The following is a 21586-nucleotide window of genomic DNA, read 5'->3' as shown; positions in this document are numbered from 1 at the left end:
ATTCCTTCGGCCGGTGCGGCGCGCGACGCGCCCGGCGGGCCAAAAGACACGGGAAAGCGCAGCGCGCCTTCCCGTTTCGCTTGACGTCGGTTATTTCGCGATCGATGCGCTCTTCAGGCGGCCGAACGCACCTTCGATGAGGGCCTTCTGCTGCTCGTAGTGCTTCGCGTAGTAGCCAACCGCCGGCGAGGCCGAAGCCGGACGGCCGCTGTATGCCAGCTTCTGCCCTTCCTTCATGCCTTCCTTCAGGTGGTGCTCGACGTAGAACCAGGGGCCCTGGTTCTGCGGCTCGTCCTGCACCCAGACCACTTCAGTCGCGTTCTCGTACTTCTTCATTTCGGCTTCGAACTGCTTGTGCGCGAACGGATACAGCTGCTCGATACGGATGATCGCGACGTCGTTCGCCTTCGCTTCGCGGCGGTGTGCGACGAGGTCGTAATACACGCGGCCCGAGCATGCCAGCACGCGCTTGACCTTCTTCGCGTCGATGCCGCCGTCGGTTTCGCCGATCACCGGCTGGAACGAACCCTTCGCGAGTTCCGACAGGTCCGACACCGCTTCCTTGTGACGCAGCAGCGACTTCGGCGTTGCGACGATCAGCGGCTTGCGGAACAGACGGATCATCTGGCGACGCAGCAGGTGGAAAATCTGCGCCGGCGTCGTCGGTTGAACGACCTGCATGTTGTGATCGGCACACAGCTGCAGGAAACGCTCGATACGCGTCGACGAGTGTTCCGGACCCTGGCCTTCGTAGCCGTGCGGCAGCAGCATCGTGAGACCCGACACGCGGCCCCACTTCACTTCGCCCGACGAGATGAACTGGTCGATCACGACCTGCGCGCCGTTGACGAAGTCGCCGAACTGGGCTTCCCACAGCACGAGCGTGTTCGGCTCGGCGGTCGAGTAACCGTATTCGAAGCCCAGCACCGCTTCTTCCGACAGCACCGAGTCGATCACCGTGAACTTCGCCTGGCCTTCAGCGATGTTCTGCAGCGGCACGTACGTGCCGTCGTTCCAGCGCTCGCGGTTCTGGTCGTGCAGCACCGCGTGACGGTGCGTGAACGTGCCGCGGCCCGAGTCCTGGCCCGTCAGGCGCACCGAGTAGCCCGATGCGACGAGCGAAGCGAATGCGAGGTGTTCGCCCATGCCCCAGTCGAGCGGCTGGTCGCCGCGCGCCATGTTGCGGCGGTCGTTGATCACGCGCTCGACGAGCGGGTGGACCTTGAAGTTTTCCGGGACCGTCGTGATGCGTTCGCCGAGGCGCTTCAGTTCGGCGAGCGGCACGGCCGTATCGGCTGCATCCGTCCACTTGCGGTTCAGGAACGGAACCCAGTCGACCGCGTACTTGCTCTTGTAGTTCGACAGAACCGGATCGACGGTGTGGTGGCCGTCGTCCATCGCCTTGCGGTACGCCTTCACGTAGTTGTCGGCGTCTTCCGCGGTGATCACGCCCTGCTGCACGAGCTTCTCGGCGTACAGCGCACGGGTGCCCGGGTGCTGCGCGATCTTCTTGTACATCAGCGGCTGCGTGACCGCCGGCGTGTCCTGCTCGTTGTGACCCAGCTTGCGGAAGCAGACGATGTCGATCACGACATCCTTGTGGAACTGCATCCGGTAGTCGATCGCGATCTGGATCGCGAGCACGACGGCTTCCGGATCGTCGCCGTTCACGTGCAGCACCGGCGCTTCGATCATCTTGACCACGTCGGTACAGTACAGCGTCGAACGCGCGTCGCGCGGGTCGGACGTCGTGAAGCCGATCTGGTTGTTGATGACGATGTGCAGCGTGCCGTGCGTGCCGTAACCGCGCGTCTGCGCGAGGTTCAGCGTTTCCATCACGACACCCTGGCCAGCGAAGGCCGCGTCACCGTGGATCTGAACCGGCAGCACCTGCAGGCCGTCTTCGTCGCCGCGACGATCCATCCGTGCCTTCGCCGAACCTTCGACCACCGGGTTCACGATTTCGAGGTGCGACGGGTTGAACGCGAGCGACAGGTGGACCGGGCCGCCTTCGGTCGACACGTCCGACGAGAAGCCCTTGTGGTACTTCACGTCACCTGCCGGCAGGTCGTCGACGTGCTTGCCTTCGAATTCGGCGAACAGGTCGGCCGGCATCTTGCCCAGCGTGTTGACCAGCACGTTCAGACGGCCGCGGTGCGCCATGCCGATGATGATTTCCTGCACGCCGGTCTTGCCTGCGTGCTGGACGACTTCGTCCATCGCCGCGATGAAGCTTTCGCCGCCTTCGAGCGAGAAGCGCTTCTGGCCGACGTACTTGGTGTGCAGATAGCGCTCGAGGCCTTCCGCTGCCGTCAGGCGATTCAGGATGTGCTTCTTCTTGTCGATCGAGAAGGACGGCGTCGCGCGGGTCGATTCCAGACGCTCCTGCCACCAGCGCTTCTGCTCCGGATCGCTGATGTACATGTATTCGGCGCCGATCGTGCCGCAGTACGTGTCACGCAGGCCCTTGACGATGTCGCGCAGCGAAGCCTGGTCGAAACCGAAATACAGGTTGCTTGCGCTGTACGTCTGGTCGAGGTCGCCTTCGGAGAAGTCGTAGAACGCGGGTTCGAGTTCGGGGATGGCGGGACGTTCGCGACGCTTCAGCGGATCCAGATTGGCCCATTGCGAGCCGAGGAAGCGATATGCGCTGATGAGGGACTGGACGTGGACCTGCTTGCGCGCGGTCGCCAGATTGCTCGTGCTTTCGCGCGGGATGAAGGCATTGGCCTTCGCACGCTCGGCAAACGATTCGACGATCGGGAAATGAGCAACGTCATTGGCATTCGAGCCGTCGGTTGCAGGCACGTTCTGCAGCGCGTCGAAATACTCTCGCCAATTCTCCGGCACCGATGCCGGATTGTTGAGGTATGCATCGTACAGTTCTTCAACGTACGAAGCATTGCCGCCGAACAGATAGGAGTTCAGCTGAAACTGCTTCATTACATCTGACATTTTACGCTCACCTTTCTTCGAGCTTCTCGAGAAATAGCGGGTTACTCAACCTTCCGCGACACGGCCTGACCGTTTAGCGGATTGCGAATCAAGTCTTGCTTGGAAGGACCTAAAACTTGCGTGCGCGCAGCATATCACAGAACCGATACCGGAGTTCACGACGAAATGTGCCTGAAAGCACCGCGTGGCGGCGTTTCGCCGGATTGCCACGACGCGCGGGAACAGTGTTTTGCAACCCGCCCGATTGCACACTGCGCAGATGCAAAAAAGGCCGCCCAAGGGCAGCCTTTTTCGTCATGCACGGGAACAGCCGATGCTTAGTCGACCGCGCCTTCGCGGCTCGCGCGGCGACGCTCGTGCTCCTTCAGGAAGCGCTTGCGCAGACGGATCGACTGCGGCGTCACTTCCACGAGCTCGTCGTCGTCGATGAATTCGACCGCGTATTCGAGCGACATCTGGACCGGCGGCACGAGACGCACGGCTTCGTCGGTACCCGACGCACGCACGTTGGTCAGCTGCTTGCCCTTGATCGGGTTGACGACGAGGTCGTTGTCGCGGCTGTGGATGCCGATGATCATGCCCTCATACAGCGCATCGCCCGGCTTCACGAACATGCGGCCGCGATCCTGCAGCTTCCACAGTGCGTACGCCACGGCAGCGCCGTCGTCCTGCGAGATCAGCACGCCATTGCGGCGCTCGAAGACCGAGCCGTCCTTCACCGGTGCGTACGAGTCGAAGATGTGGCTCATCAGGCCCGTGCCGCGCGTGAGCGTCAGGAATTCGCTCTGGAAGCCGATCAGGCCACGCGCCGAGATCTTGTACTCCAGGCGCGTGCGGCCGCGGCCGTCCGATGCCATGTCGAGCATTTCGCCCTTGCGGCGACCCAGCTCTTCCATCACGCCGCCCTGATGCTCGTCCTCGACGTCGACGGTCAGCAGCTCGTACGGCTCGTGCCGCACGCCGTCGATTTCCTGCATCACGACGCGCGGACGCGACACGGCCAGCTCATAGCCTTCACGGCGCATGTTCTCGACGAGAATCGTCAGGTGCAGTTCGCCGCGGCCCGACACTTCGAACACCGTTTCGTCGCCCGTGTCCTTCACGCGCAGCGCGACGTTGTGATTCAGTTCCTTCATCAGACGATCGCGGATCTGGCGGCTCGTCACGAACTTGCCTTCGCGGCCAGCCAGCGGCGACGAGTTGACGAGGAAGTTCATCGTCAGCGTCGGCTCGTCAACGGTGATCATCGGCAGCGCTTCCGGCGTATCGACCGCGCAAATCGTCGCGCCGATGCCGACGTCTTCGATACCGTTGATCAGCACGATGTCGCCGGCTTCCGCCGACTCGACCTGCACGCGCTCGAGGCCCTTGAACGACAGCACCTGGTTGATCTTGCGGTTCAGCACGTCGCCTTCCGGACCGAAGCGCATCACGACCGGTTGACCCGGCTTGATGCGGCCGCGCGTGATGCGGCCGACGCCGATCCGGCCGACGTACGTCGAATAGTCGAGCGACGTGATCTGGAGCTGCAGCGGCGCTTCCGGATCGGCCGGGCGAACCGGCACGTGCGCGAGAATCGCCTCGAACAGCGGGCGCATGTCGCCTTCGCGGGTCGCCGGATCGAGCGACGCGTAGCCGTTGAGGCCCGATGCGTAGACGATCGGGAAGTCGAGCTGCTCTTCGGTCGCGCCGAGCTTGTCGAACAGGTCGAAGGTCTGGTTGATGACCCAGTCGATCCGCGCGCCCGGACGGTCGATCTTGTTGATGACGACGATCGGCTTAAGGCCGAGCGCGAGCGCCTTCTTCGTGACGAAGCGCGTTTGCGGCATCGGGCCCTCGACGGCGTCGACGAGCAGCAGCACCGAGTCGACCATCGACAGCACGCGCTCCACCTCGCCACCGAAGTCCGCGTGCCCCGGCGTATCGACGATGTTGATGTGCGTGCCTTCATATTCGACCGCGCAGTTCTTCGCGAGAATCGTGATCCCGCGCTCTTTTTCGATGTCGTTCGAGTCCATCACTCGCTCGGCAATCTGCTGGTTCTCGCGGAAGGTGCCGGACTGGCGGAGCAGTTGGTCGACGAGCGTGGTCTTGCCGTGGTCGACGTGAGCGATGATGGCGATGTTGCGAAGGGCGCGGGTCATAGAAACCTGGAAATCGTTGAACGCGCAAACGCGCACGCTCGTCAGTCACCGGGACACGTGCGCGCGCGTTGCAGCTTGGAAACCACAAATTATAGCACGTGAGAGTGGCGAGAGCCGGGCTGTTCGTTGCAGCGCAACAAACGACCCCGCCCTTCCGCTGCCCAGCTCGCGACCAACGGGCCCGACGGCACGCCGAAAACCCTGACGCCGATAAGGGGATTTTGGGGCCACGGAGCGCGCCCTCGCCCGTTCGATTAACATTTGCCGCGGCAAGCAATTGTGCCTATACTGCTGCCTAGTCAACTATTGCAGCTTCAGGGTTTTATGTCGGATTCTCCTTCCCAATCGCCTGTTTCGCCGCTGTCTTCGTATCAGATGAACGACAGCGTCGGTTATCTGATGTCTCGCGTGAAATCGGTGATGACCAACCTCGTCACGCAGCGCACGCAGGAAGAGCTCGGCATCACGGGCACGCAGGCGAGCATGCTGTTCATGATCGCGGTCGGCAAATGCTCGACGGCCGCCGAGCTCGCTCGGGAATACGGGATCGACGCGAGCGCGGTCACGCGCCTGCTCGATCGGGTCGAGAAGCGCGGCCTGCTGTCCCGTGTGCGCAGCATCGAGGATCGGCGGGTCGTGCGCCTCGAGCTGACCGACGAAGGCCGCGCGCTGGCCGAGCGGCTGCCGCCGGTGTTTCGCAGCGTGCTCGACGAGCTGCTCGACGGCTTTACGCCGGAAGAAGTCGGTTTCCTGAAGAGCATGCTGCGCCGCATTCTCAGCAACTATTGCGAGACGGCCGGCGGCACCATCACGTAATAGTTGCCATAACAATTACTTTTGACAGATTAATGTAAGGAAATCCTTGCAGTGTCCATCATTCATTCCGAGTCAGAAAACAGCGCGATGAAATCCTCCCCGTTGTCCCTGCGCGCCGGGTCGTGCCGCGCCGCCGTCGCCGCTGCAGTCGCCGCGCTGGCGCTGGCGGGCTGCGCAAACTACATCGGCATCAAGAGCGACAAGCAGATCGCTCCCGCGTCGCAATTCGAAACCGCCCAGAGCCTGCCCGCCCAGGGCGGCCAGTGGCCGGCGCTCGACTGGGCAAACCAGTTCGGCGATCCGCAGCTGCCGAAGCTGATCGACGAGGCGCTTCAGGGCAGCCCGTCGATCGCGCAGGCACAGGCGCGCATCGCGAAGGCGTCGTCGTACATCGAATCGTCGCGCTCGAACCTGATGCCGAAGGCCGAAGCCAGCTACTCGTGGACGCGCGAACTGTATTCGTCGAACGCGCTGTTTCCGCCCCCGTACGGCGGCCAGTGGTACAGCGAGAACAACGCGCTCGCGAGCGCGTCGTGGGATCTCGACCTGTGGGGCAAGAACCGCGAGCGCCTGCATACGGCCGTGTCGCAGGAAAAAGCCGCCGAAGCGGACATGCAGCAGGCGCGCATCACGCTCGCATCGTCGGTCGCCCGCACCTACAACTCGCTTGCGCAACTGTACGCGCTGCGCGACATCGCGCAGCGCGAGATCACCAACCGCCAGACGGTCGGCAAGATCACCGACGGCCGCGTGTCGGCCGGCCTCGACACCAACGTGGAGCGCCAAACCGCGCGCGGCAACATCGCGACGACCCAGGCGTCGCTGTCCGACCTCGACGGCCAGATCACGACCGTGCGCTACCAACTCGCCGCACTGCTCGGCAAGGGGCCGGACCGCGGGCTGCAGATCGCCGCGCCGGTGATGAACCCGACAGGCGAAATCGCACTGCCCGGCAACCTGCCGGCCGACCTCATATCGCGCCGTCCCGACATCGTCGCCGCGCGCTGGCAGGTCGAGGCCGCGATGCACGACGTGAAGGAGGCGAAGGCCGAGTTCTTCCCGGACGTGAACCTCGCGGCAGGCTTCGGCTTCGATGCGTTCGGCTGGGGCAAATTCCTGAACTTCGCGAGCCGCCAGGCGCAGTTCGGCCCGGCCATCCATCTGCCGATCTTCGATGCCGGCGCATTGCGCGCACAGCTCAAGGGCCGCTATGCGGACTTCGACCTGTCGGTCGCCAACTACAACCAGACGCTGATCAACGCGCTGAACGACGTCGCCACCCAGGTCGCGTCGATCCGCGCGGTCGATCGCCAGATGGACGACGCGCAGCGTGCGCTCGACGCCTCGACGCGCGCGTACGACCTCGCCGTGATCCGCTACAAGGCCGGCCTGTCGCCGCAGCTGCAGGTGCTGACCGCCGACAGCAACCGCCTCGTGTCGGAACAGACCGTGACCAACCTGAAGATGCGCCGGCGCGACATGCAGCTCGCGCTGATCAAGGCGCTCGGCGGCGGGTTCGACGCGACCGGCACGCGGCTCGCCGCGCCCGACGCCGACCAGCACACGAAACAGGCCGCCAACTGATCCGGCGCCACCACTACGCAGACACTCGAAATAACGGACGGAGAAAATCGCCATGAGCGACCCTCAACAAAATGCCGCCAGCGCCCAGCCGCAGAACAACGGGAAGCGCAAGCGGATGATGACGCTGCTGATCGCGGTCATCGTGATCGCGGCCATCGCGTATGGCCTGTACTACTTCCTCGTCGCGCGCTTCCATGAAGAGACCGACGACGCATACGTGAACGGCAACGTCGTACAGATCACGCCGCAGGTCACCGGCACCGTGATCGCCGTGAAGGCGGACGATACGCAGACGGTCAAGGCCGGCGATCCGCTCGTCGTCCTCGATCCGGCCGATTCGCAGGTCGCGCTGCAGCAGGCCGAGGCCAACCTCGCGCAGACGGTGCGCCAGGTGCGCGGCCTGTTCGTCAACGACGACCAGTACCGCGCGCAAGTCGCGCTGCGCCAGTCCGACCTGTCGAAGGCGCAGGACGACCTGCGCCGCCGGATGGCCGTCGCGCAGACGGGCGCCGTATCGCAGGAAGAAATCTCCCATGCACGCGACGCGGTGCGCGCCGCGCAGGCGTCGGTCGACGCGGCGCAACAGCAGCTCGCGTCGAACCGCGCACTGACAGCGAACACGACGATCGCATCGCACCCGAACGTGTTGGCCGCGGCGGCGAAGGTTCGCGACGCGTACCTCGCGAACGCGCGTAACGTGCTGCCCGCGCCGGTCACCGGCTATGTCGCGAAGCGCTCGGTGCAGGTCGGCCAGCGCGTGTCGCCCGGCAACCCGCTGATGTCGGTCGTACCGCTGAACGCGGTGTGGGTCGACGCCAACTTCAAGGAAGTCCAGCTCAAGCACATGCGCGTCGGCCAGCCGGTCGAACTGACGGCCGATATCTACGGCTCGTCGGCGGTCTACCACGGCAAGGTCGTCGGCTTCTCGGCCGGCACGGGCTCGGCGTTCTCGCTGCTGCCGGCGCAGAACGCGACGGGCAACTGGATCAAGGTCGTGCAGCGCCTGCCGGTGCGCATCGAAATCGATCCGAAGGACCTCGAGAAGCACCCGCTGCGCATCGGCCTGTCGATGCAGGTCGACGTCGACATCAAGGACGAGCGCGGCGACCAGCTTGCGAACGCGCAGAACACCGTCTACGAGACGAACGTGTTCGCGAAGTATGGCGACGAAGCCGACGCCGAGATCGCGCGCATCATCGCCGAGAACGCCGGCGGCAGCGCGCCGGCCCCGGCCGCGGCGAAATCGACCAACGCCGCCAAGATGATGTAACGGTTCCGACTCCGGAAAACTACCGACATGGCACAGGCTCCTGTCTCCCACCCGCCGCTGCAAGGCGGGCAACTCGTGCTCGGGACGATCGCGGTATCGCTCGCGGTGTTCATGAACGTGCTCGACACGTCCATCGCGAACGTCGCGATCCCGACCATCTCGGGCGACCTCGGCGTGTCGTCCGACCAGGGCACGTGGGTCATCACGTCGTTCGCGGTCGCGAACGCGATCTCCGTGCCGCTCACGGGCTGGCTGACCGACCGGTTCGGACAGGTTCGCCTGTTCCTCGCGTCGATCATCCTGTTCGTCATCTCGTCGTGGATGTGCGGCCTCGCACCCAGCCTGCCGTTCCTGCTCGCGTCGCGCGTGCTGCAGGGCGCGGTCGCCGGGCCGATGATTCCGCTGTCGCAATCGCTGCTGCTGTCGAGCTACCCACGCGCGAAAGCGCCAATGGCGCTCGCGTTATGGTCGATGACGACGCTGATCGCGCCGGTCGCCGGGCCGATTCTCGGCGGCTGGATCTCGGACAACTATTCGTGGCCGTGGATCTTCTACGTGAACATCCCGGTCGGCATCGCCGCCGCGCTCGCCACGTGGTCGATCTATCGGACACGCGAATCGACGGTGCGCCGCGCGCCGATCGACGGGGTCGGTCTCGCGCTGCTCGTGCTGTGGGTCGGCTCGCTGCAGATCATGCTCGACAAGGGCAAGGATCTCGACTGGTTCGCGTCGACGACGATCATCGCGCTCGCGCTGATCGCACTCATCTCGTTCGCGTTCTTCGTGATCTGGGAGCTGACTGCCGAACACCCGGTCGTGGACCTGTCGCTGTTCCGGATGCGCAACTTCACGGGCGGCACGATCGCGCTCGCGGTCGGTTACGGCCTCTACTTCGGCAACCTCGTGCTGCTGCCGCTCTGGCTGCAAACCCAGATCGGCTACACGGCAACCGACGCAGGCCTGGTCATGGCGCCGGTCGGACTGTTCGCGATTCTGCTGTCGCCACTGACCGGCAAGTTCCTGCCGCGCACGGATCCACGCTACATCGCGACCGCCGCGTTTCTCACGTTCGCGCTGTGTTTCTGGATGCGCTCGCGTTACACGACCGGCGTCGACGAGTGGTCGCTGACGTTGCCGACGCTCGTGCAAGGCATCGCGATGGCGGGCTTCTTCATTCCGCTCGTGTCGATCACGCTATCCGGCCTGCCCGGCCACCGCATTCCCGCGGCATCGGGCCTGTCGAACTTCGTGCGGATCATGTGCGGCGGTATCGGCACGTCGATCTTCCAGACCGCGTGGGATCACCGCAACAACTTCCATCACGCGCAACTGGTCGAGCAGACCAACGTGTACAACCCGACGTTCAACCAGGCCGTCACGCAGATGGGCAACCTCGGGCTGACGCCGGACCAGGCGCATGGCCTCATCAACAACATGGCCACGCAGCAGGCCGCGCAGCTCGGCGTGAACGATCTCTTCTACATCTCGGCGGCGATCTTCGTGCTGCTGATCGGACTGATCTGGATCACGAAGCCCGAACGCGCGGGCGGCGGCGATGCGGGTGCGGCCGCGTCGGCTGCACACTGAGCCGGCCCGCGCCCCCACACGCTCACGCAGCAAAAAGCCCGGTCGAGACCGGGCTTTTTTCATTTCGATGGGCGCCAGCGCGCCGTGCATCATTGAGCCGTCACGACGAGACGTTCAGGCGCAAGCACGCCGTTTGCCTTGCGGGCGACGCCGAGCAGCCGCACCTCGTCGTACACGCGCACCCGCTCGCCTTCTGCCGCGTCGATCGGATCGAGCGCCGACAGCGGCAGACGCTGGCCATGCAGGAACCGCTTCGCGCAGGCTTCGTCGAGACGCACCAGCGGAAACGTCGACAGCAGCGCGTCGACCGGCTGAAGCCACGCGTCGCGCGCTGCTTCGGTGGCGTCGGACAGCGCGTCCAGCGTCACCGCGTGCTCGAGCGTCAGAGCGCCGACGCCCGTGCGACGCAGCATCGTCAGATGCGCGCCGCAACCGAGCGCCTCGCCGATATCCTCCGCCAGCGTGCGCACATACGTACCCTTGCTACAAGTCACGCGAAACGTCACGTCCGGTAGTTCGCAGGCCAGCAGGTCGAGCGCATGGATCGTCACGTTGCGGCCTTCCCGTTCGACGGTCTGGCCCGCGCGCGCATATTCGTACAGCGGCTTGCCGTCGCGCTTGAGCGCCGAATACATCGGCGGCACCTGCACGATCTCGCCGGTAAAGCGAGCGAGCGCCGCCTCCACCGCAGTCCGGTCGCATTCGACGGCGCGCGTGTCGAGCACGTCGCCTTCAGCATCGCCGGTGGTCGTGCGCACGCCGAGGCGCATCGTCGCTTCGTAGGTCTTGTCCGCTTCCAGCAAGTCCTGCGAGAACTTCGTCGCCTCGCCGAAGCACAGCGGCAACAGACCCGAGGCCAGCGGATCGAGCGTGCCGGTATGGCCGGCTTTCTTCGCGAGAAGCAGGCGCTTCGCGCGAATCAGGGCGTCGTTACTCGACAGGCCGACCGGCTTGTCGAGCAGAAGGACGCCGTCCAGCGCGCGCCGCGGCACGCGTGGACGCTGAGGAGCTGCAGTCGTCATTGGGGCACGCGCGCTCACTCGCCCTTCGCAGGCGCGTCGGCTTCGTCGTCGTCCTTCGCGCGCGTCGAGTTGGCTTCCTTGATCAGGCGCGACATTTCCACCGCCTTTTCGATCGTCTGGTCGTAATGGAAATGCAGCGTCGGCACCGTATGGATGTGCAGGCGCTTGAACAGCAGGTTGTGCAGGTGACCCGATGCGTGGTTCAGCGCTTCCTGCGTCTTCTCCGGATCGCCGGTGAGCGCCGTGAAATAGACCTTCGCGTGCGCGTAGTCCGGCGTGAGCTCCACACTCTGGATGGTCACGATGCCGATGCGCGGGTCCTTGACCTCGCGCATGATGAGTTCGGACAGATCGCGTTGAATCTGGTCTGCAATCTGAACGTTGCGATTGGGGGAAGTACGTTTCCTGGACATGATCGATCCGTGATCCGTTTATCAGGATAAAGCGGCGCGCTGTTGGCACGCCACCATGAAAATGGGCGGGACAGGCTCAAGCCTGCCCCGCCCAAGAGCCGATACGCGATGATTACAGCGTACGTGCGACTTCAGTTACTTCGAAGACTTCGAACTGGTCGCCTTCGATGACGTCGTTGAAGTTCTTCACCGACATACCGCACTCGAAGCCTTGCTTGACTTCCTTCACGTCGTCCTTGAAGCGCTTCAGCGATTCGAGTTCGCCCGTGAAGATCACGACGTTGTTGCGCAGCACGCGAACCGACGACGAACGCTTGACGATACCGTCGGTGACCATACAGCCGGCAACCGTACCGACCTTCGGCACCTTGAACACCTGGCGCACCTCGACCATGCCCGTCACGACTTCGCGCTTCTCCGGCGCCAGCATGCCCGACATCGCGGCCTTCACCTCATCCACTGCGTCGTAGATGATGTTGTAGTAGCGAATGTCGATACCGTTCGCTTCGGCCAGCTTGCGCGCCTGTGCATCCGCACGCGTGTTGAAGCCGATGATGACCGCCTTCGATGCCGTCGCGAGGTTGACGTCGTTTTCGCTGATGCCGCCCACCGCGCTGTGCACGATCTGCACGCGCACTTCGTCGGTCGACAGCTTGAGCAGCGACTGCACGAGTGCTTCCTGCGAGCCCTGCACGTCCGCCTTGATGATGAGCGGCAGGTTCTGCACTTCGCCTTCGCCCATCTGCTCGAGCATGCTTTCCAGCTTCGCGGCCTGCTGCTTCGCCAGCTTGACGTCGCGGAACTTGCCCTGGCGGAACAGCGCGATTTCGCGCGCCTTGCGCTCGTCCGGCAGCACGATCACTTCCTCGCCCGCACCCGGCACTTCCGACAGACCCTGGATTTCGACCGGGATCGACGGGCCGGCTTCCTTCGTCGGCTTGCCGTTCTCGTCGAGCATCGCACGCACGCGGCCATAAGCCGTGCCTGCCAGCACGATGTCGCCACGGTTCAGCGTACCGGACTGCACCAGGATCGTCGCGACCGGGCCCTTGCCCTTGTCCAGCTTCGCTTCGATCACGATGCCCTTGGCCGGCGCCTCGATCGGTGCCTTCAGTTCCAGCACTTCGGCCTGCAGCAGCACGTTCTCGAGCAGGTCGTCGATACCGGCACCCGTCTTCGCCGACACCGGCACGAACGGCGAATCACCACCGTATTCTTCCGGCACGACGCCTTCCGCGACCAGTTCCTGCTTGACGCGGTCCGGGTTCGCTTCCGGCTTGTCGATCTTGTTGATCGCCACGACGATCGGCACGCCACCCGCCTTCGCGTGAGCGATGGCTTCCTTCGTCTGCGGCATCACGCCGTCGTCGGCAGCCACCACCAGCACGACGATGTCGGTCGCCTTCGCGCCGCGTGCACGCATTGCCGTGAACGCCTCGTGACCCGGCGTATCGAGGAACGTGATGACACCGCGCGGCGTTTCGACGTGATATGCGCCGATGTGCTGCGTAATGCCGCCCGCTTCGCCCGCTGCAACCTTCGCGCGGCGGATGTGGTCGAGCAGCGAGGTCTTGCCGTGGTCGACGTGACCCATCACGGTGACGACCGGCGGACGCGGCAGTTGCTCCGCATCGGTACCGGTCTCGCCTTCGACCAGCAGTGCTTCCGGATCGTCCAGCTTCGCGGCGACCGCGCGGTGACCCAGTTCCTCGACGACGATCATCGCCGTTTCCTGGTCCAGCACCTGGTTGATCGTGACCATCTGGCCCATCTTCATCATCACCTTGATGACTTCGGAGGCCTTGATCGACATCTTGTGTGCAAGATCGGCAACCGAGATGGTTTCCGGCACGTGCACTTCACGCACGATCGGCTCGGTCGGTGCCTGGAACGTCGATGCGCTGTCCTGGTGACGGCCGCGACCCTTCGGGCCGCCGCGCCAACCGCGGTCGACGCCACCGCTCGAATCGCCGCGCGTCTTGATGCCGCGGCGCTTGGCCGCGTCGTCCTGCCAGCCGCCCTTGCCGCCGCCCGGCTTCTTGTTGCGGTCGCCCGCGCCTGCCGGTGCCTGCGTCGTCGCCGGCGCTGCGCCGGCCGGCTTCTTCACGGCCGGACGTGCCTGCGCGCCTGCGCCTGCCGGCTTGGCCGGCTTGTGCAGCGTGCCCTTCGCTTCGGCCGGCTTCGGCGGTTCCACCGGCTTCGGCGGCTCGACTGCCTTGACCACGGCCTTGCGCGGCGTGTTCATCATTTCGCGGATCGCGCGCGCTTCGGCCTCGGCCGCCTCGCGACGCTTGCGAATCTCTTCCTGCTCGGCCCGCGCCTTGTCGGCCGCCTCGCGGGCAGCGTCCTCGGCCTTCTTCGCCGCTTCACGCTGGGCCGCACGTTCGGCGGCCGCGCGTGCTTCGTCCTGCGCGGACTGCGCACCGGTTGCTTCCTGCTTGGCTTCAGCGGCCTGCTGGGCCGCAGCCTGCTGTGCCGCTGCGGCTTCGGCCGCGGCGCGCTTCGCCGCTGCTTCTTCCTCGGCACGGCGGCGCTCGGCTTCGGCCGCTTCCTCGCGGGCACGGCGCTCGGCTTCCTCGCGCTCGAGGCGTTCCTGGCGCTCGCGCAGTTCCTGCGCCTGCTTTTCGAGCAGCTCGGCCTCGCGGCGCGCTTCTTCCTCGCGACGCTTCAGATCCGCATCGTCATCCGCTTCGGCGACTTGCGCCTGACCCTGCTCCGCACCCTCGGCCACGTCGTCGCGCTTGACGAACGTACGCTTCTTGCGGACCTCGACCTGAATGGTGCGAGCCTTGCCCGTCGCGTCAGACTGCTTGATCTCCGACGTATGCTTGCGGGTCAGCGTGATCTTGCGCTTGTCGCCGTCGGTTGCGCCGTGCGACTTGCGCAAATGATCGAGCAGACGCGCCTTGTCCGCCTCGGACAGCGCATCGTCTTCACTCGCTTTCTGGACGCCCGCTGCCTGCAGCTGTTCGAGCAGCACACCAGCAGGCATTTTCAGTTCCGCGGCAAATTGGGCTACGTTGTTACTCGCCATTCATTCCTCTTAGTGCAAGGACCGATTCCTTGCGGTTAGCATCGGGTCAGGCCATACGGCCGCCATCAAATCAGTGCGCCATGGTCATTTCTCACTGGAACCAGTGTTCACGTGCTTTCATGATCAACGCCTTAGCGGCATCCTCTTCCATCCCGGTCATGTCGACCAGTTCATCCACAGCCAGCTCGGCGAGATCGTCCCGCGTCTGCATGCCGTGTTCGGCCAGCTTCGCGAGCAACTCCGGCGTCACGCCGTCGAGGCCCTTCAAATCCAGCGCTGCGTTTTCGACCTTTTCTTCGTTCGCGATCGCCATCGTCAACAGTGCGTCGCGCGCGCGGTTGCGCAACTCGTGCACGGTGTCCTCGTCGAACGCCTCGATTTCGAGCATTTCGTTGAGCGGCACGTAAGCGATCTCTTCGAGGCTCGTGAAGCCTTCGTCGATCAGGATGTCGGCAACTTCTTCGTCAACGTCGAGACGCGCCATGAACAGCGAACGCAGTCGATCGCGCTCTTCACCCTGCTTCAGGGCGGATTCGTCCGGCGTCATGATATTGATCTGCCAGCCGGTCAGCTCGCCGGCAAGGCGAACGTTCTGACCGCTGCGGCCGATCGCGACAGCCAGCTCGTTCTCGTCGACGACGACGTCCATCGAGTGCTTTTCTTCATCGACGACGATCGACTGGACGGCTGCCGGCGCGAGCGCGCCGATCACGAACTGGGCGGGATCCTCGGACCATAGCACGATGTCGATGTTTTCGCCACCGAGCTCGTTGCGCACGGCCTGCACGCGCGAACCGCGGATGCCGACGCAGGTGCCGATCGGATCGATCCGCTTGTCGTAGGCGATCACGCCGATCTTCGCGCGCACGCCCGGATCGCGAGCGGCTGCCTTGATCTCGAGCAGGCCCTGCTCGATTTCCGGCACTTCCATCTCGAACAGCTTCATCAGGAACTCGGGCGCCGTGCGCGAGAGTTCGATCTGCGGGCCGCGCGCGGTGCGGTCGACCTTCGCGATGTATGCACGCACGCGGTCACCCACGCGCAGGTTTTCCTTCGGGATCAGCTGGTCGCGGCGCAGCAGCGCTTCGACACGGCCCGATTCGACGATGAAGTTGCCCTTGTCGAGGCGCTTCACCGTGCCCGTCATGATCTTTTCGCCGCGCTCGAGGTAGTCGTTCAGGATCTGCTCGCGCTCGGCGTCGCGCACCTTCTGCAGGATCACCTGCTTGGCGGCCTGCGCGCCGATACGGCCGAACTCGATCGACGGCACCGGCTCCTCGATGAATTCGCCGACTTCGACGTCGGGCTTCTGCTCACGCGCTTCGAACAGCAGGATCTCGCGATCCGGCTCCTGCAAGCCTGCCTCGTCGGGCACGACGAGCCAGCGACGGAAGGTTTCGTGCTCGCCGCTTTCGCGATCGATATGGACGCGGATTTCGGCGCCTTCGTCGAACAGCTTCTTGGACGCGGACGCGAGCGCAGCCTCGAGGGCGCCCAGCACCACATCCTTGTCGACGTTTTTCTCGCGCGCCAGCGCATCCACCAGCATCAAAACTTCGCGACTCATTATTTGCGGCTCCTAAAGTCAACTTGCGGAATCAGGCGGGCTTTGTCGATATCGGCCAGCGTGAAATCCAGCATGGCTGCCTCGCCCTTCTTCCTCTCAAATTCCAAACCGATCGTTTCGCCATTCGGCGCGTGCAGAATGCCCCGGTACGTCTTGCGCCCGTCCAGCGGCTTTTTCAAGGTCACGGAAACTTCGCTGCCAGCGAAGCGCTCGAAGTCGGCCAGCTTCTTCAACGGGCGGTCGAGCCCCGGGGACGAGACTTCGAGCCGTTCGTAATCGATGTTTTCGACCGTCAAGACGTGCTGGAGCTGACGTGTGACCTTTTCGCAATCTTCGAGCGAGATGCCGGCAGGCTGATCGATATAGATGCAAAGCATGCCGCGCCCGGTGCGCTCGAGATCCACCAGCTCGTAGCCGAGCCCGGTGACCGTGGTTTCTATCAGTTCCGTCAGTTGCACAGTGTCCTCTCAGGTGTTCGCGCCCGCCGCTCGCGATTCACCCGCGGGCGCGCGCCTTAGCCGGCGCAGGAAGCGCTACCCGAGATGCCTAACCGTTTCAGCAAAAAAAAATGGGCGGAACGCCCATCTTCTTACTGGTGGTCGCACCTGAGCCGCACATTGAATCCGTACGCCCAGCGACTCCGCGATTATAGCGATTTTTGGCGCAAACGCCAAGCCAGCCGGTAAAAGCAGCGTCCAGACCGCCTTTACCGACCAAAAATGCGAAACCGGACTGTCCGACCAGGCGGCACAATCCGGCAGCGCGATATATATACAGTCAAAAGCAAACCACGCAAGGCGAAGTGCCGACCCGACCGGACTCGCACCGATATTGCCGGCACACCGGCGGCTTCACGCCGCCGACCGCCCGGAAACGCTCAGCGACTGCGCGAGCGACTGCGCTGCGGACGCTGGCCGCCGCGCGCGCCACCACCGCCGTTGCCGGCGCCTTCGGCGCGATTGCCGTTGGGATTGCGATTGCCGCCCTTGCCGCCGCTGCGCTTGCCGGCCGCGCCTTCACGCTTGGGGCCGGCGCCATACGACGCGCGATTGCCATCGACATCGCGACCGCCACCCGAGCGGTTGCCATAGCCCGACGGCGAAACCGGCAGGCTGCCGTAGCCGCTCAGGCCGGGCAAGCCCGGGGCGCCACGTCGACCGCCACCGCGACGCGGCTGATCGAGCTGACCGTGCGTGGTCAGCACCGGCTCGCGGCTGATGAAGCCCATCGATGTCTGCATCGGATCCGGCTGGCGGCGCTCGGCCTGCCCGCCACCACCACGCTTGCCCTTTTCCTCGGACGGCGCCTTCAGGCCGACGGTCGCCATCAGCTTGCGCACCTGCGCTTCGTCGAGCTCTTCCCAACGACCGCGCTTCAGGCCGCGCGGAAGCGGAATCGGACCGTGACGGGTACGGATCAGGCGACTCACCATCAGGCCGGCCGCCTCGAACATCCGGCGCACTTCGCGGTTGCGGCCTTCTGCCAGCGCGACGTGATACCAATGGTTCGTGCCTTCGCCGCCGCCGTCGCGGATGCGCAGGAAGTTCGCCGGGCCGTCATCGAGTTCGACGCCGTGCAGCAGCTTCTGCCGCATCCCTTCGGACAGTTCGCCGACGACGCGCACCGCATACTCGCGCTCGACGCTGTAGCGCGGATGCATGAAACGGTTTGCGAGATCGCCCGACGTCGTCAGCATCAGCAGACCTTCGGTGTTGAAGTCGAGACGACCCACCGCGAGCCATTTCGCCGTCTTCATCGGGGGCAGGCGATCGAACACCGACGGACGACCTTCCGGGTCCGCGTGGCTGACGATCTCGCCCGTCGGCTTGTGGTACAGCAGCACGCGCGGCGGCTTGTTCGGCAGCTTGCGCTTGACCGGCTTGCCGTTGATACGGACCTGGTCGGTCGGCATGATGCGCTGGCCGATGTGCGCGGGCTCACCGTTCACCGACACGCGGCCGGCGACGATCAGCTCTTCCATTTCGCGGCGCGAGCCCATGCCGGCTTCTGCGAGCACCTTGTGGAGCTTCGGCGCGTCGTCGTCCGGCGACAGCACGCGCTTGTTCGTCGGCTGGTTGCGGCCGCGACGCAGCATCGGCGCACGTACGCCGCTGCCGCCCGCCGAATTGTCGGCATCGAACGCCGGCGACGTCACATAGGCGAACAGGTCGTCCTGCGACGCTGCGTCGCCGTCGGCCTTCGCTGCGCCGCCCTCGGCCTTCGCTGCGCCACCCTCGGCCTTCGCCGAACTGCCGCGCCGCCCCTGGCCGCCTTGCCCGCCCTGGGCACCCTTGGCCGCACCTTCACGCTTACCGGCCGGCTTGCGGCCGCCCTTGGCCGCGCCTTCCTTGCGCGGCGCGCGTGCGGGCTGAGCTTCCGCGGCCGCGGCCGGTTGCGCGTCCGCGCCCTCGCCGCCCTGCGACTCGCCATCGCCCTTCGACTTGGCCGCCGCGCGGCGGCGCGCGATCAGGCTGCGCGGGCCGCGCCGCAGCCCGCGGCGGGGACGCTCGTCACCACCCGTAGCCGGAGCATCCTGCTCCGGCGCATCGTCGGCACGCGCGGCCTGCACGGCAGGCGCGGACGATTCAATATCGTGGATATCAGTCAAAACAACCTCAAAATGTCAGGTCTCGCGCCCGGCTCGGGCGCGGCAAGAAGTCGGCCGCAATCAGGCGCGGCGCTGTTCGGGTTCTGCTTCGTCGTCCGGCAGTGCGTCGGCGCCGATGGGCGCGCTCGCACTGCGTACGGCGTCGGCGAGGCTGTCGGACGTATCGTCCAGCAGCTCGCCGTCAGCGGGACGGGCGCGTGAGGCATCGGCCTGGCCAGCCTCGCCCGGCATGTCGCCGGCCGCTTCCGCTCCGTCTCCGGCAACCGCGTCGGCGGTCGCCTTGCGATCTTCCTCGTTCCCTTCCGCGCGCAGCGGCTCGGGCTGCCCGCCGGCCGGCGCTGCGTCGGCGCCGCCCTGTTCCATCTGAACGCGATCAGTTCCCAGCGTATCGCGGTTCGGCATTTCCTGCGTCGATGTACCTTCCGCCGCGGCGTCGTCCGGCAATTCATCCGGCCGCATGTGCGACACGTCGGCCGCCGCTTCGCCGGCTTCCGGCACCCCGTCCGCTACCGGCGCATCGCCGTCGAAGTCCATCGCCTGCTGCGCGAGCAACGCGGCCTCGATGTTCGCGGCCGGCTCCTCGAGCGCCGGCAGGTCGTCGAGCGCCTTCAGTCCGAGATCGTCGAGGAACTGCTTGGTCGTCGCGTATAGCGCCGGACGTCCCGGCACGTCGCGATGCCCGATCACCTCGATCCAGCCGCGATCCTCGAGCTGCTTGACCACCTGCGTATTGACCGTGACGCCGCGAATCTCTTCGATGTCGCCGCGCGTGACGGGTTGCCGATACGCGATGATCGCGAGCGTTTCGAGCACCGCGCGCGAATATTTCGGCGGCTTCTCGGGATGCAGCCGGTCCAGATACTGGCGCATCACCGGCTTACTCTGAAAGCGCCATCCGGTTGCCAGCGCCACCAATTCGACACCGCGGCCGGACCAATCCTGTTTCAGATCTTCGAGCAACGTGCGGACCGTGTCAGCCGACACGACGTCGGCAAAGAGCTTGCGCAAATCGCCGAGTTTCAGCGGTTCTTGCGCGCAGATCAAGGCAGTCTCGAGGACGATCTTCGCCTCTTGGGTATTCATGCAGCTAGGCCAGACCCTGTGGTCAAACGAACCGGATCAACAAACAGACGAAAGGAACGGAAGACGCGCTCGCCCGATTCTGATCGGTCATATTGATGGGAGCACGAACCGGGGGCGGCGAACCAACTTCAAGCCAGGCCCAAACCGGACGGAACAGCACGGCTCAACGACGGAACCGCGTGACTGAGCGCCATCTTACGCAAAATTGCCCGGTGCGTAAAGATGAGCCGAACGGCCCGCCGCCGCAGCTCGGTCCCGCCTCAACGCAGGCCCGCGCCGCGCGCGACGAACGCCCGCAGGCGCTCGACGCCCGCGTCGAGCCGCACCGGATCGCACGCGTAGCACCAACGCACGAACCCTTCCCCCTCCGGGCCGAACGCGCGCCCCGGCGCGAGCCCAAGCCCGACCTCGCGCACCAGCGACTTGCAAAACGCGAGACTGTCGTCCGCGCCCGGCAAACGCAGGAACAGGTACATCGCGCCCGGCGGAGGCGGCACATCGACGCCCGGCAACGCGCGCAGCGCGGCAACCAGGTGGTCACGTGCGCCACGCAGCGCCGCAACGAACGACTGCACGAACGGCTCGCCGTCGCGCAGCGCGACTTCCCCCGCGGCCTGGATGAAACCCGGCGCGCACGACGTGTTGTATTCGACCAGCTTCGACAGATCGCCCATGATCGACGCCGGCGCGACCAGCCATCCGAGCCGCCAGCCCGTCATCGCCCCGGCCTTGGAGAACGAATTCACGACGATGACCCGCTCGTCGCGCGACGCGATGTCGAGAAACGACGGCGCGCCGTCTGCGCCGAACGCGAGCCGTTCGTACACTTCGTCGGAGACGACCCAGATGCCGTGACGCCGGCAATGCGCAAGCACGGCCTGCTGGTCGTCGCGGGACATCGCCCAGCCGGTCGGATTGTTCGGCGAGTTCACGAACAGCATTCGTGTGCCGGGCGTCAGCGCCGCGAGCAGCCGGTCGATGTCGAGCCCCCAGCCCGCATCACCATGGAGGAGCGGTATGCACTCGACTTGTGCACCGAGTATCTTCGGGATTTCAACGAGGTTCGGCCAGAGCGGCGTGACCGCGACCACGCGATCGCCCGGGCCGACCAGCAGCTGCGCGACCAGCATCAGCGCGCTCACGCCCGAACTCGTCACGGCGATCGCATCGGCCTCGGTCGCGCCGTGACGCGCGCTCACATAGGCCGCAATCGCGTTGCGCAACGGTACCGTGCCGAGATTGTGCGTGTAGAAGGTTGCGCCGTCGCGCAGTGCCGCGGCAGCCGCGTCGCGAATGAATGCCGGCGTCACGCGATCGGATTCGCCGAACCAGAACGGCAGCACGTCGGGCACGCCGAAGCCGGCGTTCGCGACTTCCCTGATCAGCGACGGACGCAGCGCCTGGACCGCGCTGCGAGCCGTCGGCTCACCCGTCGCCGGGCCGACATCTGCGGAATGCGTCATCGAGAACCGCCACCGAGGAACACGATCCACGCAGTGTACC

General features: G+C 65.2%; 14 protein-coding genes. 4 read left to right on the top strand and 10 right to left on the bottom strand.

Annotation, left to right across the window (positions count from 1 at the left end; all coding sequences use genetic code 11):
- Nucleotides 1–90: 90 nt before the first annotated feature.
- Both BTE28158_RS27510 and typA read right to left on the bottom strand, forming a co-directional pair.
- Nucleotides 91–2955, bottom strand: a complete 2865-nt coding sequence (locus BTE28158_RS27510) for a 2-oxoglutarate dehydrogenase E1 component (protein WP_059608555.1) — start codon at nucleotides 2953–2955, stop codon at nucleotides 91–93.
- A gap of 317 nt (nucleotides 2956–3272) precedes the next feature.
- Nucleotides 3273–5099 (bottom strand): translational GTPase TypA, encoded by a 1827-nt coding sequence (typA, locus tag BTE28158_RS27505; protein WP_059467636.1) that lies wholly within the window; start codon nucleotides 5097–5099, stop codon nucleotides 3273–3275.
- 324 nt (nucleotides 5100–5423) lie between these two features.
- Here typA and BTE28158_RS27500 point away from each other — a divergent pair, with 324 nt between their 5' ends.
- The 4 genes from BTE28158_RS27500 to BTE28158_RS27485 all read left to right on the top strand — a co-directional run bounded on the left by BTE28158_RS27500 (nucleotide 5424) and on the right by BTE28158_RS27485 (nucleotide 10356).
- Entirely contained in the window at nucleotides 5424–5915 is a 492-nt protein-coding gene (locus BTE28158_RS27500; RefSeq protein WP_059608556.1) for a MarR family winged helix-turn-helix transcriptional regulator, read from the top strand.
- A gap of 87 nt (nucleotides 5916–6002) precedes the next feature.
- Nucleotides 6003–7499 carry an efflux transporter outer membrane subunit gene (locus BTE28158_RS27495; protein ID WP_151048707.1) on the top strand — a complete coding sequence of 499 codons (1497 nt, stop codon included), beginning with the start codon at nucleotides 6003–6005 and terminating at the stop codon, nucleotides 7497–7499.
- Nucleotides 7500–7551: 52 nt separating this feature from the next.
- The gene (locus tag BTE28158_RS27490; protein ID WP_151048708.1) at nucleotides 7552–8769 is read left to right on the top strand and encodes an HlyD family secretion protein; all 1218 of its coding nucleotides are present in this window, start codon (nucleotides 7552–7554) and stop codon (nucleotides 8767–8769) included.
- A gap of 27 nt (nucleotides 8770–8796) precedes the next feature.
- Complete coding sequence (locus BTE28158_RS27485; RefSeq protein WP_151048709.1) at nucleotides 8797–10356, top strand: DHA2 family efflux MFS transporter permease subunit; 1560 nt, start codon at nucleotides 8797–8799, stop codon at nucleotides 10354–10356.
- A gap of 89 nt (nucleotides 10357–10445) precedes the next feature.
- On the opposite strand, the gene truB is transcribed toward BTE28158_RS27485, so the two are convergent.
- The 8 genes from truB to BTE28158_RS27445 form a co-directional block, all read right to left on the bottom strand.
- Nucleotides 10446–11378 carry a tRNA pseudouridine(55) synthase TruB gene (gene truB, locus BTE28158_RS27480; protein WP_151048710.1) on the bottom strand — a complete coding sequence of 311 codons (933 nt, stop codon included), beginning with the start codon at nucleotides 11376–11378 and terminating at the stop codon, nucleotides 10446–10448.
- A 14-nt stretch (nucleotides 11379–11392) separates the two neighbouring features.
- Nucleotides 11393–11713, bottom strand: a complete 321-nt coding sequence (gene rbfA / locus BTE28158_RS27475) for a 30S ribosome-binding factor RbfA (RefSeq protein ID WP_409360411.1) — start codon at nucleotides 11711–11713, stop codon at nucleotides 11393–11395.
- Between the two features lie 190 nt (nucleotides 11714–11903).
- Nucleotides 11904–14825 carry a translation initiation factor IF-2 gene (gene infB, locus BTE28158_RS27470; RefSeq protein ID WP_059608562.1) on the bottom strand — a complete coding sequence of 974 codons (2922 nt, stop codon included), beginning with the start codon at nucleotides 14823–14825 and terminating at the stop codon, nucleotides 11904–11906.
- Between the two features lie 91 nt (nucleotides 14826–14916).
- Nucleotides 14917–16392 carry a transcription termination factor NusA gene (gene nusA, locus BTE28158_RS27465; protein WP_124625665.1) on the bottom strand — a complete coding sequence of 492 codons (1476 nt, stop codon included), beginning with the start codon at nucleotides 16390–16392 and terminating at the stop codon, nucleotides 14917–14919.
- A complete protein-coding gene (gene rimP / locus BTE28158_RS27460) occupies nucleotides 16392–16850 on the bottom strand; it encodes a ribosome maturation factor RimP (protein ID WP_014897219.1) in 459 nt (152 codons plus the stop codon). The genes nusA and rimP overlap by 1 nt, the downstream gene beginning before the upstream one ends.
- A gap of 419 nt (nucleotides 16851–17269) precedes the next feature.
- On the bottom strand, nucleotides 17270–19000 hold the full coding sequence (gene rluB, locus BTE28158_RS27455) for a 23S rRNA pseudouridine(2605) synthase RluB (RefSeq protein WP_174920189.1): 1731 nt from the start codon (nucleotides 18998–19000) through the stop codon (nucleotides 17270–17272).
- A 60-nt stretch (nucleotides 19001–19060) separates the two neighbouring features.
- On the bottom strand, nucleotides 19061–20083 hold the full coding sequence (scpB, locus tag BTE28158_RS27450) for an SMC-Scp complex subunit ScpB (RefSeq protein ID WP_151049092.1): 1023 nt from the start codon (nucleotides 20081–20083) through the stop codon (nucleotides 19061–19063).
- 260 nt (nucleotides 20084–20343) lie between these two features.
- Nucleotides 20344–21546: a pyridoxal phosphate-dependent aminotransferase gene (locus BTE28158_RS27445; RefSeq protein ID WP_151049094.1), complete on the bottom strand. Its 1203-nt coding sequence runs from the start codon at nucleotides 21544–21546 to the stop codon at nucleotides 20344–20346.
- Nucleotides 21547–21586 lie beyond the last annotated feature (40 nt).

Origin of the sequence: Burkholderia diffusa (assembly GCF_902499115.1) — a bacterium.
Lineage (GTDB): Bacteria > Pseudomonadota > Gammaproteobacteria > Burkholderiales > Burkholderiaceae > Burkholderia > Burkholderia diffusa.
Note: the sequence above shows the minus strand (reverse complement) of the source record. Positions and strands in the feature narration are given on the sequence as shown.